Source organism: Pseudomonas sp. GW822-FHT04C11 (assembly GCF_058800905.1).
In genome coordinates this window covers 22811-38264 of sequence record NZ_JBXAMS010000023.1, presented here as the reverse complement: position 1 = coordinate 38264, position 15454 = coordinate 22811, and the positions used below count along the sequence as shown (strand labels likewise).

At 59.7% G+C, this 15454-nt stretch carries 12 protein-coding genes and 4 tRNA genes; 4 read left to right on the top strand and 12 right to left on the bottom strand.

Annotation, left to right across the window (positions count from 1 at the left end; translation table 11 throughout):
- Window positions 1-65: 65 nt before the first annotated feature.
- Together leuD and leuC are read right to left on the bottom strand one after the other, a co-directional pair.
- Complete coding sequence (leuD, locus tag AC1RJ3_RS27590) at window positions 66-710, bottom strand: 3-isopropylmalate dehydratase small subunit (protein WP_054596619.1); 645 nt, start codon at window positions 708-710, stop codon at window positions 66-68.
- An 11-nt stretch (window positions 711-721) separates the two neighbouring features.
- The gene (gene leuC, locus AC1RJ3_RS27585; protein WP_493081609.1) at window positions 722-2140 is read right to left on the bottom strand and encodes a 3-isopropylmalate dehydratase large subunit; all 1419 of its coding nucleotides are present in this window, start codon (window positions 2138-2140) and stop codon (window positions 722-724) included.
- Window positions 2141-2289: 149 nt separating this feature from the next.
- On the opposite strand from leuC, the gene AC1RJ3_RS27580 reads away from it, so the two are divergent.
- Both AC1RJ3_RS27580 and AC1RJ3_RS27575 read left to right on the top strand, forming a co-directional pair.
- Entirely contained in the window at window positions 2290-3180 is an 891-nt protein-coding gene (locus tag AC1RJ3_RS27580; RefSeq protein WP_493081607.1) for a LysR family transcriptional regulator, read from the top strand.
- A gap of 69 nt (window positions 3181-3249) precedes the next feature.
- On the top strand, window positions 3250-6540 hold the full coding sequence (locus AC1RJ3_RS27575) for a PAS domain S-box protein (protein ID WP_347929534.1): 3291 nt from the start codon (window positions 3250-3252) through the stop codon (window positions 6538-6540).
- 47 nt (window positions 6541-6587) lie between these two features.
- Here AC1RJ3_RS27575 and AC1RJ3_RS27570 read toward each other — a convergent pair whose 3' ends face one another.
- From AC1RJ3_RS27570 to gltX, 10 genes are all read right to left on the bottom strand, one after another.
- Window positions 6588-7034 (bottom strand): Hsp20 family protein, encoded by a 447-nt coding sequence (locus AC1RJ3_RS27570; protein WP_054596615.1) that lies wholly within the window; start codon window positions 7032-7034, stop codon window positions 6588-6590.
- A 131-nt stretch (window positions 7035-7165) separates the two neighbouring features.
- Window positions 7166-8125 (bottom strand): tRNA dihydrouridine synthase, encoded by a 960-nt coding sequence (locus AC1RJ3_RS27565; protein WP_054596614.1) that lies wholly within the window; start codon window positions 8123-8125, stop codon window positions 7166-7168.
- A 105-nt stretch (window positions 8126-8230) separates the two neighbouring features.
- Window positions 8231-8668: an acyl-CoA thioesterase gene (locus AC1RJ3_RS27560; RefSeq protein WP_054596613.1), complete on the bottom strand. Its 438-nt coding sequence runs from the start codon at window positions 8666-8668 to the stop codon at window positions 8231-8233.
- Window positions 8669-8715: 47 nt separating this feature from the next.
- The gene (locus tag AC1RJ3_RS27555; RefSeq protein ID WP_123584754.1) at window positions 8716-9549 is read right to left on the bottom strand and encodes an alpha/beta fold hydrolase; all 834 of its coding nucleotides are present in this window, start codon (window positions 9547-9549) and stop codon (window positions 8716-8718) included.
- Between the two features lie 29 nt (window positions 9550-9578).
- Window positions 9579-10118 carry a TetR/AcrR family transcriptional regulator gene (locus AC1RJ3_RS27550; RefSeq protein WP_054596611.1) on the bottom strand — a complete coding sequence of 180 codons (540 nt, stop codon included), beginning with the start codon at window positions 10116-10118 and terminating at the stop codon, window positions 9579-9581.
- Between the two features lie 182 nt (window positions 10119-10300).
- Window positions 10301-10376, bottom strand: a tRNA-Glu gene (locus tag AC1RJ3_RS27545).
- A gap of 80 nt (window positions 10377-10456) precedes the next feature.
- A tRNA-Ala gene (locus AC1RJ3_RS27540) sits at window positions 10457-10532 on the bottom strand.
- Between the two features lie 53 nt (window positions 10533-10585).
- A tRNA-Glu gene (locus tag AC1RJ3_RS27535) sits at window positions 10586-10661 on the bottom strand.
- Window positions 10662-10740: 79 nt separating this feature from the next.
- A tRNA-Ala gene (locus AC1RJ3_RS27530) sits at window positions 10741-10816 on the bottom strand.
- Window positions 10817-11006: 190 nt separating this feature from the next.
- On the bottom strand, window positions 11007-12488 hold the full coding sequence (gltX, locus tag AC1RJ3_RS27525) for a glutamate--tRNA ligase (protein WP_493081603.1): 1482 nt from the start codon (window positions 12486-12488) through the stop codon (window positions 11007-11009).
- 231 nt (window positions 12489-12719) lie between these two features.
- Between gltX and AC1RJ3_RS27520 the strand changes: the two genes are divergently transcribed.
- Window positions 12720-13766 carry an HlyD family secretion protein gene (locus AC1RJ3_RS27520; RefSeq protein WP_427530981.1) on the top strand — a complete coding sequence of 349 codons (1047 nt, stop codon included), beginning with the start codon at window positions 12720-12722 and terminating at the stop codon, window positions 13764-13766.
- Entirely contained in the window at window positions 13756-15306 is a 1551-nt protein-coding gene (locus tag AC1RJ3_RS27515) for an MDR family MFS transporter (RefSeq protein ID WP_054596608.1), read from the top strand. The genes AC1RJ3_RS27520 and AC1RJ3_RS27515 overlap by 11 nt, the downstream gene beginning before the upstream one ends.
- Window positions 15307-15454 lie beyond the last annotated feature (148 nt).

Below are 15454 nucleotides of genomic sequence, written 5' to 3'. Positions count from 1 at the left end.
AACGCATTCATTCCCATGCAGGAGCCGAGCTTGCTCGCGATGGCGTCATTACGCCTTACACACAATCACGCGTCGCGGAACAACCATGGCTGGCTGGCGCGGTGCCTGGCTTCGAACGCGGCAATCGCATCGCCGTCCTGCAAGGTCAGGCCGATATCGTCCAGGCCATTGAGCAGGCAGTGTTTGCGGAAAGCATCGATTTCGAAACTCAGGACCTTGCCGTCAGGACGGGTCACGGTCTGGGCCTGCAAGTCGATCTGCAACTGGTAGCCCGGATTGGCTTCCACTTGCGCAAACAATTCGTCGACTTCAGCGTCGCTCAGGATGATCGGCAGCAAGCCGTTCTTGAAGCTGTTGTTGAAGAAGATGTCGGCGTAGCTCGGCGCGATGATGCTGCGAAAACCGTACTCTTCCAGGGCCCATGGCGCGTGCTCGCGGCTCGAACCGCAGCCGAAGTTTTCCCGGGCGAGCAACACGCTGGCACCTTGATAACGCTCGGCGTTGAGCACGAAGTCCTTGTTCAGCGGACGCTTGGAGTTGTCCTGATACGGTTGCCCGACATCCAGGTAACGCCACTCATCGAACAGGTTCGGACCGAAACCGGTGCGCTTGATCGACTTCAAGAACTGCTTGGGAATGATTTGGTCGGTGTCGACGTTGGCACGATCCAAAGGCGCGACAAGACCAGTGTGCTGGGTAAAAGCTTTCATGCTGCGCTCCTTCAGATCAATTCACGGACGTCGACGAAACGACCGTTGACAGCGGCGGCGGCGGCCATTGCCGGGCTCACCAGGTGCGTACGGCCACCGGCGCCCTGACGGCCTTCGAAGTTACGGTTGGAGGTCGATGCGCAATGCTCGCCGGACTCCAAACGGTCCGGGTTCATTGCCAGGCACATCGAGCACCCAGGCTCACGCCATTCGAAACCGGCCTCGAGGAAAATCTTGTCCAGCCCCTCGGCTTCGGCTTGCGCCTTCACCAGGCCCGAACCCGGCACCACAATGGCTTGCTTGATGGTCGAGGCTACTTTGCGGCCCTTGGCGATCACCGCCGCAGCACGCAAATCTTCGATCCGCGAGTTGGTGCAGGAGCCAATGAACACGCGGTCCAGTTGAATGTCGGTGATCGCCTGATTGGCGGTCAAACCCATGTACTTCAAGGCGCGGACGATCGAGTCGCGCTTGACCAGGTCCATCTCTTTAGCCGGGTCCGGCACGTTCTGATCGACGGCGAGAACCATTTCCGGGGACGTGCCCCAGCTGACTTGCGGCTTGATCTGCGCAGCGTCGAGTTCAACGATGGTGTCGAACTTCGCGTCCGCATCGGACACCAGGTCTTTCCAGGCTTCGACAGCCAAGTCCCATTCAGCGCCTTTCGGTGCGAACGGACGCCCCTTGACGTAGGCAACGGTCTTTTCGTCAGCGGCAACCAAACCAACTCGCGCACCGGCTTCGATGGACATGTTGCAGATGGTCATGCGGCCTTCGACCGACAACTCGCGAATCGCGCTACCGGCGAATTCGATCGCGTGGCCGTTACCGCCGGCAGTGCCGATCTTGCCGATAACGGCCAGAACGATGTCCTTGGCGGTCACGCCGAACGGCAATTTTCCTTCAACCGATACCCGCATGTTCTTCATTTTCTTGGCGACCAGGCACTGGGTGGCGAGCACGTGCTCGACCTCGGAAGTGCCGATACCGTGAGCCAACGCGCCGAAAGCGCCGTGGGTCGAGGTATGGGAGTCACCGCAGACCACGGTCATGCCCGGCAAGGTTGCACCCTGCTCTGGACCGATGACGTGGACGATGCCTTGACGCACGTCATTCATCTTGAATTCGACGATGCCGTATTCGTCACAGTTGTCATCGAGGGTCTGAACCTGCAAACGCGAGACTTCGTCAGCGATGGCAGCAATGCCGCCCTTGCGCTCAGGAGTCGTCGGTACGTTGTGGTCCGGGGTCGCGATGTTGGCATCGATGCGCCACGGCTTGCGCCCGGCCAGACGCAGACCTTCGAAGGCCTGCGGCGAGGTCACTTCGTGAATGATGTGGCGATCGATGTAGATCAGCGCCGAACCATCGTCGCGCTGCTTGACCAAATGCGAATCCCAGAGCTTGTCGTAGAGCGTTTTGCCGGCCATCAGACGTTTCCTCATCAGCTTGTTTCTATGCCCTGGATTACTGAAGCGAATCAATAACCCCTTGGCTTGTGAGGTCGATCCTATGGGGTTACATTAAATAACTCAAATTCATATTTTTTATGCTTTGGATAACCAACTGGAATACGACCATGGACCTGGCCAACCTCAATGCTTTTATAGCCATCGCCGAGACCGGCAGCTTTTCCGGCGCGGGCGAACGGCTGCACCTGACCCAGCCAGCCATCAGCAAACGCATCGCCGGGCTGGAACAGCAGCTCAATGTACGGCTGTTTGATCGACTGGGCCGCGAAGTCAGCCTGACCGAGGCCGGACGCGCCCTGCTGCCGCGCGCTTATCAGATTCTGAATGTACTGGATGACACACGCCGGGCGCTGACCAACCTGACCGGCGAAGTGACTGGCCGCCTGACCCTGGCGACCAGTCATCACATCGGCCTGCACCGCCTGCCGCCCTTGCTGCGGGCGTTCACCCGACGCTACCCTGAGGTTGCGCTGGATATTCAGTTCCTCGATTCGGAAGTCGCCTACGAGGAAATTCTTCACGGCCGCGCCGAACTGGCGGTGATTACCCTGGCACCCGAGCCACACACGCTGGTGAAAGCCACGCCGGTATGGGATGACCCACTGGACTTTGTGGCAGCCCCCGAACACTCACTGATCAGTAACGGTGCGGTCAGCCTGACCGATATCGCCCGTCATCCGGCGGTTTTCCCCGGTGGCAACACCTTTACCCACCACATCGTGCAACGACTCTTCGAAGCCCAGGGGCTGACACCGAACATCGCGATGAGCACTAACTATCTGGAAACTATCAAGATGATGGTTTCCATTGGCCTGGCCTGGAGCGTGTTGCCGCGCACCATGCTCGATGATCAAGTGGCACGCATTCCTTTACCGGGCATACAGCTCACTCGCCAGCTAGGCTATATCGTGCACACCGAACGGACGCTGTCGAATGCTGCACGGGCTTTCATGGCCTTGTTGGACGCACAAATCGATTTGCCACGGACTCACGGCTAAGTTGTGCTAATCCTTTAAGGTTGAAATTCCCAGCGCCAAACACCCAATTCAGCCCAAGGCTTGTTACCCATGCCCAAATCTGCTGACCGCACTCGCTCACGCACGCCCCAAATGCCGCGCATTCAGGCGCTCGACCCGCGTACCTCGGAGCAGAGTTGGGAGAGCGCGCCACAACTGCTCGCCGCCTTGAACGGTGCACGCTTGGGCGCCTGGTACTGGGACATTGAACGCGGGCTGATCAGTTGGTCACGTGGGACTCAAGCCTTGTTCGGGTTTGACCCAAAAAAACCACTGCCAGCCGACCTGGAATACCTGGATCTGCTGCCGGTGGAGGATCGCGCCAAAACCCTGCGAGCCTTTAACGCCGTAGTGGCCGGCGCACCGCTGGAACAGGCGATGCATCACCGAATCCGCTGGCCCGACGGCAGCCTGCACTGGCTGGAGATCAACGGCAGCCTGATACCGGACAAGCAAGGCCGGCCACGGATGATCGGGGTAATCCGCGAGATCACCCATCAACGCCAACGCGAACAGGCCCTGAGCAGCTCGGAGAAACGTTTCGCAACACTATTTCATCTATGCCCGAACATGGTGTTGCTGACTCGCCAGGAAGACGGCCTGATCAGCGAAGCCAATCAATACTTCGAAAGCCTGTTTGGCTGGCCCGTGCACAGCGTGATCGGCCGCACGACACTGGAGCTGGGCCTTTGGGTGAACCCGGAACAACGCGCCAAACTGGTCAAGGCAACCAAGGCCAAGGGCGAGCTGGTCAGCATGGAGGTGCAGTTTCGCGCCAGCAACGGCCAGGTCCACGATGGCATTCTCAGCGCGCAAAAGGTTGAACTCGAAGGCCAGCCCTACCTGCTCAGCACTTTCCTCGACACCAGCGAACGCAAACTCGCCGAGCAAGCGCTCAAAGACAGTCAGGAGCGCCTGGACCTGGCCCTCGACTCGGCGCAACTCGGCACCTGGGACTGGCACATTCCCAGCGGCATGCTCTATGGCTCGGCCCGTGCCGCACAGCTGCATGGCCTGGACCCGATCCCCTTTCACGAGCCCTTCGACGCGTTTTTCGAAGGCGTGCCGGACGATGAACGCGACAGCATGCGCGACGCCTACCGCAGCCTCCGCGAAGGTCCGGCCGGCAATTATCAACTGACTTACCGTGTGCAATTACCCGACGGCAGTTCGCGCTACCTGGAAAGCCGTGCACGGCTCTATCGCGATGAGTCCGGCGCCCCCCTGCGCATGGCCGGTACGTTGCTCGACATCACCGACCAGGTGGAGCGCGAGCAGCGCCTGATCACCTCCGAAGAAAAATTCGCCAGCCTGTTTCAGGTCAGCCCGGACCCGATCTGCGTGACGCGCCAGGACACCGGCCAGTTCATAGAGATCAACCCCGCCTTCACTCAGATCTTCGGCTGGACCACCACCGACGTCATCGACCGCAGTGCCGACGAGATTGGCCTCTGGGACGCTTCGGTGAAGCGTCAGCAACGCATCGAGCAGGTGATTCGCGAACAGGCGCTGAACAACGTCGCAATCATTGTTCACCACAAGGACGGGCAACCCTTGACCTGCGTGATTTCCAGCCGTCAGATCAGCGTCGGCAACGAACCGTGCATTGTCACCACCTTGCGCGATATCACCCAGCAGCAGCGCTCGGAGGCCGCCCTCAAGGCCAGTGAAGAGAAATTCGCCAAGGCGTTTCACTCCAGCCCCGACGCCATCACCATCACCGAGCGCGACAGCGGACGCTACCTGGAGGTCAACGACGGCTTCTGCCGCTTGACCGGCTACAGCGCCGACGAAGTGGTGGGCAAAACCGTGTATCAGATCGGCATCTGGGCCGAAGAAAAACAACGCTCAACCCTGCTGGCCGCGCTGAAGGCCAAAGGCCGGGTGCATCACCAGGAAATGCTCGGCCGCAACAAGCGCGGCGAAATTCTCACCGTCGAAGTGTCGATCGAGCCCATCACCCTGAACGAAACCGCCTGCCTGCTGATGACCGCCCGGGACGTCAGCCTGCTGAAAAACGCCGAAGCGCAGATCCGTCACCTCGCCTACCACGACCCACTGACCAACCTGCCCAACCGCGCCCTGCTGATGGATCGCCTAAGCCAGCAGATCGCCTTGCTGAAACGCCATAACCTGCGCGGCGCCTTGCTGTTCCTCGATCTCGACCACTTCAAGCACATCAACGACTCGCTCGGTCACCCGGTGGGCGATACCGTGCTGAAAATCATCACTGCGCGCCTCGAAGCCAGTGTGCGCATGGAAGACACCGTGGCGCGACTCGGTGGCGATGAGTTTGTGGTGCTGTTGAGCGGCCTGGAAGGGACGCGCAACCAAGTCAGCGAACAGGTTCGCGAGTTGGCCGACACGCTGCGCGAGCTGTTGTCCGAGCCGATGTTCCTCGACGGTCAGCGCCTGCAAGTCACCCCGAGCATCGGCGTGGCCTTGATCCCCGATCACGGCTCAACCCCGACCGACCTGCTCAAGCGTGCCGACATTGCCCTGTACCGAGCCAAGGATTCGGGACGCAATGCCACGCAGATGTTCCACAACACCATGCAAAAAGCCGCCAGTGAACGCCTGCGGATGGAAACCGACCTGCGCCTGGCCCTTTCGCGTGGTGAGTTCAGCGTGCAATACCAGCCTCAGGTGGACGCCCTGGACGGTCGCATTATCGGCGCCGAAGCCTTGGTGCGCTGGCGCCACCCGCGGCTGGGGGAGCAATCGCCCAGCGAATTCATCAAGGTACTGGAAGACAGCGGGCTGATTCTTGAGGTCGGTGCCTGGATCCTCGATGAGACCTGCCAGGCCTTCAGGCAATTGATCGATAGAGGCCTGATCGATCCGCTGAACTTCAGCCTTTGCGTGAACATCAGCCCACGGCAATTTCGCCAGAACGACTTTGTCGAGCGGATTGAACAAACCCTGAGCAGCCATGGACTGCCGTATTCGCTGCTCAAGCTGGAGGTCACCGAAGGCATCGTGATTCAGAACCTGGACGACACCATCAGCAAGATGCGCCGCCTGAAGAAACTTGGCGTCAGTTTCGCCATGGACGACTTTGGCACCGGCTACTCCTCGCTGACGTACCTCAAGCGCCTGCCGGTGGACACCTTGAAGATCGACCAGTCGTTCATCCGCGATGCGACCAGCGATCCGAACGACGCGGAAATCATCCGCGCCATCGTGGCCATGGCCCGCAGCCTTGAATTGACGGTGATTGCCGAAGGTGTCGAAACCACTGAACAGCTCGATTTCTTGCAGGGGCTGGGCTGCCACTTGTATCAAGGCTACCTGCACAGTCAGCCGCTGCCGCTGGAGGGCTTCCTGAAACTGCTCAAATGACGAGCACAAAAAAGGGCGCCGGTGGCGCCCTTTCTCATCGCGATGACTCAGTGTTCCAGAGCCGGTTTTTGCGTCCCGTTGATCGGGATACGCTTGGCTTTCGCTTCCTCCGGCACGACCCGCAGCAGGTCGATGTTCAACAGACCATTGCTCAGGCCCGCGGCCTTGATTTCAATGTGGTCCGCCAACCGGAAGGACAGCTTGAAAGCGCGCTGTGCGATGCCTTGGTACAGATAGGTGACGTCTTCATTGGCGTCACGTTTGCCACCACTGATGGTCAGCACACCTTTCTCCACTTGCAGCTCCAGGTCTTCTTCCTGGAAGCCGGCTGCTGCGACGACGATGCGGTATTCGTCGTCGCCATGTTTTTCAACGTTGTACGGTGGATAGGTGCTGCCTGGCTCATTGCGCAGTGCTGACTCGAACAGATCGTTGAAACGATCGAAGCCCACCGAGGAACGGAACAGTGGCGCCATGGAAAATGCAGTACTCATGATTCAAATCTCCTGAAAATAATCAGCAAGTTTTTTGTCTCCGCGACCCGAATTCGGCATCGCGTAATCCTTAGATAAGGACCGCCGATTGCATTTCAAGAGATTTTTTGTGTTTTTTTCAAAAAAAGGTTTCAGGCGGCTTCGCACGCCTGCAGACCCAGCAAACGCGACACCTGATCCAGCTCAGTCTCACGACGCAGGACCGTGAACAGCTCCACCGCTTCGGGATAATTGCGGGTCAGCATCGCCAGCCACTGTTTCAAGCGACCCGGCGACTGGCGCGGCGTCATCTGCGCTTTGGCTTGCAGCCAGAAGTCCTGAAGCAGCGGTAACAGCTCGGCCCAGGTCATCTCGACCACCTCTTCACCGGCCCGTGCGGCAGCGATTTGCCGCGCCAGATCAGGACGCGACACCAGGCCACGCCCCAGCATGATGTCTTCCACGCCGCTGATTTCGCGGCAACGGCGCCAGTCTTCAACGCTCCAGATATCGCCGTTGGCGAACACCGGCACCTTGACCACTTCCTGCACTCGCGGGATCCATTCCCAATGTGCTGGCGGCTTGTAGCCATCCGTCTTGGTCCGTGCGTGCACCACAATGTGCGCAGCACCGCCCTCAGCCAACGCAGTGGCACACACCAGCGCGCCGTCGGGACTGTCAAAACCCAAACGCATCTTGGCAGTCACCGGGATGTGTGCCGGCACTGCGCGGCGTACATGTTCGACGATTTCGTTGAGCAGCTCGGGTTCTTTGAGCAGTACTGCACCGCCACGCGATTTGTTCACGGTCTTGGCCGGGCAACCGAAGTTCAGGTCGATCACCTCCGAACCCAGCTCACAGGCCAGCGCCGCGTTTTCTGCCAGACACACCGGATCGGAGCCGAGCAATTGCACGCGCAACGGCACGCCTGAAGCGGTCTTGGCGCCGTTCAGCAATTCAGGGCCGAATTTGTGGTAATAGGCAGGCGTGAGCAGTTGATCGTTGATCCGAATGAACTCGGTCACGCACCAATCGATACCGCCAACACGGGTCAACACGTCCCGCAGGATGTTGTCGACCAACCCCTCCATGGGCGCCAAAGCAATTTGCATGGAAAACACTCAACGAAAAACGTGCGGCAGTTTACTGGATTATCAATCGAAAGACTTGCGCCTACCCATGTGGCGAGGGGGCTTGCCCCCTCGCCACATGGGTGATCAGGTGCTGACTTGCAACGCCGGGCCGTAGCCTTCGATGAACTCCGCCGGCATGCGTCTGGGCTTGCCGCTGGACAGCTCGATGCAGACAAACGTGGTTTGCGCCCGCAGCAGCGTGGCGTTGTCGCTCGGGCGTTTGAGCTGGAAGTGCCGGGTCATCTTCAAGCGCTGATCCCAGTCGACGATCCAGGTCGCCAACTGCAACTCGTCACCTTCATAGGCGGCCGCCAGGTAATCGATCTCGTGGCGCACCACGGCCATCGCCCGGTCCAGCCGCCGATACTCGGTCAGGTCCAGCCCTAGGCGCTGCGAGTGGCGCCAGGCGCAGCGCTCGAGCCAGGTGACGTACACCGCATTATTGGCGTGCCCCAACCCATCGATGTCCTCGGCAGCAACCTGCAGGTCAATGATAAACGGCGTTGCCCGATCCCAGCCCATGCCCCACTCCCGGTCAGATTATTCGACCGGGGCAGTGTAACGGATGATCAGGCCGATTGGCGCGCCTGCAAACTCCGACCGGACAGCAGCGAGAGCACGCCTTCGATCACTCGCGGATCCGCCAGCACCCGCTGATGCCCACCCTCCTCCAGGCGCAACAGCCGGCTGTCGAACCAGGCGTCGTGAATCAATTGCGACTCATTGACCGAAACAAAGACGTCGTCTTCGGCGTGCACGATCAGCCCTGGCATATCCAGTTGATAGTGGGCGACGTCGAGTCGTGAAGCCTGGATACCGACATCCCGTTCGACCTTGCGGATAAACGCCGAACGCGCCTTGGGCGGCATGCGAACGTGACGGGCAAAACCGCGCAAAACAGCGAGAATCCGTGCCGGTGCGGCGATGCTGACCAGGGTTTCAGTACGCAAACCCAATTGAACGGCAAGCATCGCACTGGCGCCGCCCATGGAGTGGCCGATGACCGCTTGCAAGGGCGGCAGTTCTGCAGCCGCTTCGAGCATCGCCCGAGCAAAAAGCACGACGTTGGCCTCGCGACCCGGCGAGCGACCGTGAGCCGGACCATCCAGCGCGACCACGGTGTAGCCGGCGTCTACCAGCGCGGTGATCAGGCTGGCAAATTGTGTCGGCCGACCTTCCCAGCCGTGCATCAGCAGCACTGTCGGGCCCTGCCCCCAGCGCAACGCTGAAAGGCCGAAGCGCAGGGTGATCCGCTCAGACTTCGCCAGCAGCGGCATTTCCCAATCACGCGGAGGCAGCTCGCGCGGCGTCATGAACACCGAACGCATCTTGCTCGCCACCCATTGCGGTGCAACCCAGCCCAAGGTGCCGTTAACGCCACGAACCCAACTTAACGTGCTCATCGCTCATCTCCAAAGGCTTGTGCTTCAGGTCATAGCACCGCCGACTTGGCGGCACGCAGCAATCGATCGGACAACTCACCGGCACCCAGCGCCCGCGCCAGGGCCAAACCACCGACCATCAGCGCCAGGTCAGCCAGCGCTTTGTCGGTGTCTTCCGGGCTGGCGGCCAACTGCGCGACCATCAGCTCGATGTGTTCATTCAAGGCCAGACGGAAATCGTCCGGAAGACGCCCCAACTCGCCTATCGATGCCGGAATCGGGCAAGCGTGCTCGGTGGAATCACGGTGTTTGCGCGACAGGTAAAACGCAGCGACCAGCGCCCGGCGCTCTTCGCCGGTCAGCGTGGCGTCCATTTCGGCGATCAGCGCCCGACGCTGGCCGAGCAATTGCGTGAAGGCCTCCAGCATCATGGCGTCCTTGCTTTCGAAGTGTGCGTAGAAGCCGCCGACGGTAAGACCGGCAGCCCCCATCACTTCACCCACGCTAGGCTCTGCCGGGCCGCGCTGGACCAGCGCAGAGCTGGCGGCCTGGAGAATGCGTTCACGGGTTTGAGCTTTTTTATCGTTCATCGTTGCCTCCGAATATTACGAATAGAATATTATTCTCATAATAATTATTCGCAAGTCGTTGATGTGACCGTTGGTCAGAAGAACAGCGCGGGGAGAAAGAGAGGATTGGCCAAACGCCAGACAAACAAAAGGGCCATTCAATAATTGAATGACCCTTATAAATCCCGCAGAGCGGGTAATCGTGGCGTCCCCTAGGGGACTCGAACCCCTGTTACCGCCGTGAAAGGGCGGTGTCCTAGGCCACTAGACGAAGGGGACGCAAACCCTTCTATACAACTGATCAGTGCTGAGTACTGATCGATTCAAGGCCGGTGTGGCCAGACCTTGAACTGTAAAATTGGTGGAGCTAAACGGGATCGAACCGTTGACCTCTTGCATGCCATGCAAGCGCTCTCCCAGCTGAGCTATAGCCCCGGATTTTTCGCCTCGCGGCGGAGTGACATCTTGCAACATCACTTCTGTAAAACTGGCGTCCCCTAGGGGACTCGAACCCCTGTTACCGCCGTGAAAGGGCGGTGTCCTAGGCCACTAGACGAAGGGGACGCAAACCCTTCTATACAACTGATCAACGCTGAGTGTTGATCGCTTCAAGACCGGTGTGGCCAGGCCTTGAAGTGTAAATTGGTGGAGCTAGACGGGATCGAACCGTCGACCTCTTGCATGCCATGCAAGCGCTCTCCCAGCTGAGCTATAGCCCCTCATCGCTGAGGACGGGGCGAATCTTAATGGCGCATCGGAAAGCTGTCAAACTTATTTTTAACAATTTTCAAAATTTTTTGCCGCCATAACAATCACTTACCGCCCTCCCCCCGAAAAATGGGGGGTGACGCCGAAGAGCAAGATCAAAAGATCGCAGCCTTCGGCGGTTCCTGCACGGGGTCAAACACCTCAGACGATAGCGCCCAAGAGCTTTTCCCACTCTTTGTTTTCTTTCTTCGACACGCCACCGAGCAAGTCGATCGCCTGGCGCAGACGGAAACGCGTCAGGTCCGGACCAAGGATTTCCATCGCATCCAGCACCGACACCGAACTGGCCTGGCCAGTGATGGCCGCGAACATCAGCGGCATGGCATCACGCAGCTTCAGCTCCAGGGATTCGACCACCGCCTGAATGGTCGCCGTGATGCTGTCCTTCTCCCACTGACGCAGGCTTTCGAGCTTCCACAGGATCAACTGCATCAACTGGCGAACCTGATCGCCCGAGAGCTTCTTGGATTCGAACAGCTTGGCATCCGGGGTCACGCCACCGGCGAAGAAGAATCCGGCCAACGGTGCGATCTGGCTGAAGGTTTCAACCCGACCCTGCACGTGCGGCGCGATCTTCATCATGTATTCAGGGTTCAGCGCCCAGGTCTGCACGCGGCTGGCGAACTCTTCCACCGGCAGATCACGCAGCCATTGGCCGTTGAGCCACGACAGCTTCTCGATGTCGAAAATCGGCCCGCCGAGGGACACGCGTTTCAGATCGAAGTTGTCGACCATTTCCTGCAACGAGAACTTCTCGCGCTCGTCCGGCATCGACCAGCCCATGCGACCGAGGTAGTTGAGCATCGCTTCCGGCATGAAGCCCATACGCTCGTAGAACGTCACCGAGGTCGGGTTCTTGCGCTTGGACAGCTTGCTCTTGTCCGGGTTACGCAGCAACGGCATGTAGCACAGCTCTGGTTGCTCCCAGCCGAAGTACTCGTAAAGCAGGATCAGCTTCGGCGCCGATGGCAGCCATTCTTCGCCGCGCAATACGTGGGTGATGCCCATCAGGTGGTCGTCGACCACGTTGGCGAGGAAGTAGGTCGGCAGGCCGTCGGTCTTCATCAACACTTGCATATCCATGCGATCCCACGGGATCTCGACGTCGCCACGCAACATGTCCGGCACCACGCAAACGCCTTCGGTCGGGACCTTCATGCGGATGACGTGCGGCTCGCCAGCGGCCAGACGGCGCGCCACTTCTTCCTTGGAGAGCAACAGCGCACGGCCGTCGTAACGCGGGGTTTCGCCGCGGGCCATTTGCTCGGCGCGCATCTGGTCCAGCTCGTCGCTCGTGCAGAAGCACGGGAACGCGTGACCCAGATCGACCAGTTGCTGGCAGTACTTCTGATAGATGTCGCCACGTTCGCTCTGGCGATACGGACCGTGCGGGCCGCCAACATCCGGGCCTTCACTCCAGTTGATGCCCAACCAGCGCAAGGCATCGAAAATCTGCTGTTCGGACTCGCGGGTCGAACGCAATTGGTCGGTGTCTTCAATCCGCAGGATGAACTCACCGCCATGCTGCTTGGCAAAGCAGTAGTTGAACAAAGCGATGTAAGCGGTGCCGACATGGGGATCGCCGGTAGGCGATGGCGCGATGCGAGTGCGGACGGTGGTCATGGCATGTCTCGAAAGAATATAAAAAGCGGAGATGAAACAAAGGGCGAATGGTAACAGGCGTTGCCCGCCCGGCTCCAGTGAGCAGGGCATTTAAGCCAACGTTGGGGCTACAAAAGGCTCTGGCAGCGCTCAACGGCTGATTATCAATAAGTGGCATTTACCGCTTATCGGCTATATGACAGATTCGAGTACTGATAAATCTCCTTACACTTTCTCGACTACAGTCTGCTCATGCCTGCCCAACTCAAGCGTCGCCTGTTCACTTTCCTGCTGATCGTCCTGCTGGTTGCCGGGGGCTTCTTCGCTGAATGGTTCTTCAAGGGACGGTTTTACGAAAGCACCGATAACGCTTATGTCCAGGGTGAAATCACCCGTGTCTCCAGCCAGTTGGGCGCGCGCATTGAGGAAGTGCTGGTACAGGACAACCAGCACGTCGAAAAAGGCCAACTGTTGATCAAACTCGAAGGCGATGACTTCCATCTCGCCGTCGACCGCGCCAACGCGACCCTCGCCACCCGCGAAGCCGAGCGCCTGCAAGCCCAGAGCAAACTGACCCAACAAGCCAGCCTGATCGCCGCCAGCGAAGCTCAGGTCGCTGCCAGCCAGGCCACCCTCGGCCGCTCGCAAATCGATTTGTCACGCGCGCAAACCCTGCGCAAACCGGGCTATGTCTCGGAAGAACGGGTGACCACCCTCTCCGCCGACAACCGCATCGCTCGCTCGCAAGTCGCCAAGGCCCAGGCTGACGCCCAGGGCCAGCGTCAACAGGTCAACGCCTTGACGGCCGAGATCAAGCGCCTGGACGCGCAGATCGCCAACGCCAAAGCCGATCTGGCGCAGGCCCGACTGAACCTGACCCGCAGCGAAATCCACGCACCGATCAGCGGCCTGATCGGCCAGCGTGCCGCCCGCAATGGCCAATACGTACAGGCTGGCGCTTACCTGCTGTCGATTGTCCCGGACCAGGACATCTGGATTCAGGCCAACTTCAAGGAAACCCAGATTGGTCATATGCAGCCCGGCCAGAAAGCCGAACTGACCTTCGATGCCTACAGCGACACACCGATCGAAGCCCGGGTCGACAGCCTGTTCGCCGCCTCGGGCGCGCAGTTCAGCCTGCTGCCACCGGACAATGCCACCGGCAACTTCACCAAAGTGGTGCAACGGATTCCGGTGAAACTGACGTTTGCTGCCGACAACCCGCTGCACGGCAAGATCCGCCCGGGCATGTCGGTCACCGTCAAAGTCAACATCAAAGACCCTGGCGATGGCCGGTGATCAACTGATCCGCCCAGCCGGCGAACCGACCCGCCGGGACTGGATTGCGGTGATGAGCGTGATGCTCGGCGCCTTCATGGCGGTGCTCGACATCCAGATCACCAACGCCTCGCTCAAGGACATTCAAGGCGCACTGTCAGCGACCCTGGAAGAAGGCTCGTGGATTTCCACCTCGTACCTGGTGGCGGAAATCATCATGATTCCGCTCACCGCATGGCTGGTGCAACTGCTCTCGGCACGACGCCTGGCGGTGTGGGTTTCGCTGGGCTTTCTGGCCGCCTCGCTGCTCTGCTCGATGGCCTGGAGCCTGGAGAGCATGATCGTGTTTCGCGCCTTGCAGGGCTTCACTGGCGGCGCACTGATCCCGCTGGCGTTCACCCTGACACTGATCAAACTCCCCGAACACCATCGTGCCAAAGGCATGGCGATGTTCGCCATGACCGCGACCTTCGCGCCCTCTATCGGCCCGACCCTCGGCGGCTGGCTGACGGAAAACTGGGGCTGGAAGTACATCTTCTACATCAACATTCCGCCGGGGCTGATCATGATCGCCGGCCTCATGTATGGCCTGGAGAAAAAAGCAGCCCACTGGGAATTGCTCAAAAGCACCGATTACATGGGCATTCTCACGCTGGGTGTTGGCCTCGGGTGCTTGCAGGTGTTTCTCGAGGAAGGCCATCGCAAGGACTGGCTGGAGTCGAACCTGATCGTGACGCTGGGCTGCATCGCCCTGTTGAGCCTGATCACCTTTGTGATCGTGCAAGTGTCCAAGCCCAATCCGCTGATCAATCTGGGCATCTTGCGCAACCGCAACTTCGGCTTATCGAGCATTTCCAGCCTGGGCATGGGTGTGGGGCTGTACGGCTCGATTTATCTGCTGCCGCTGTACCTGGCGCAGATCCAGAGCTACAACGCCTTGCAGATCGGCGAAGTGATCATGTGGATGGGCGTGCCGCAGCTGTTCCTGATTCCGCTGGTGCCGAAGTTGATGAAGTTCGTTTCGCCGAAGTGGCTATGCACGCTCGGTTTCGGCCTGTTTGGCTTGGCGAGCATTCTTTCGGGCGCACTCAACCCCGACTTCGCCGGACCACAGTTCAATCAGATCCAGCTCGTCCGCGCGCTGGGCCAGCCGCTGATCATGGTGACCATTTCGCTGATCGCCACCGCCTATATCCTGCCGCAGGATGCAGGCTCCGCGTCGAGCCTGTTCAACATCCTGCGCAACCTTGGCGGCGCGATTGGCATCGCCCTGCTCGCGACCCTGCTGGATGCCCGAACCAAGACCTACTTCGATTATTTACGCGAGTCGATCGTGCCGACCAACCCGCAGGTGGCCGAGCGCATGGCGAGCATGACCGATCGATTCGGCAGCGAAATGGCCGCGCTGGGCAAGCTCAGTGAGATCACCCATCAGCAGGCCTTGATCATGGCCTACAACGATGCGTTTCACTTTGTCGGGATTGCGCTGGGGGTGAGCATGCTGGCGATCCTGCTGACCAAGGCGCTGCCACCCGGGCTGAAGGCTGGAGAAGCGCACTAAGCCTGAGACATGCACACACCTGTGGCGAGGGAGCTTGCTCCCGTTGGGTTGCGAAGCGACCCTGAAATCAGCCGCCGCGAGTATTCAGATAGAGCGCGATTGCCGGATTACGACCGCTTCGCGGCCGAGCGGGAGCAAGCTCCCTCGC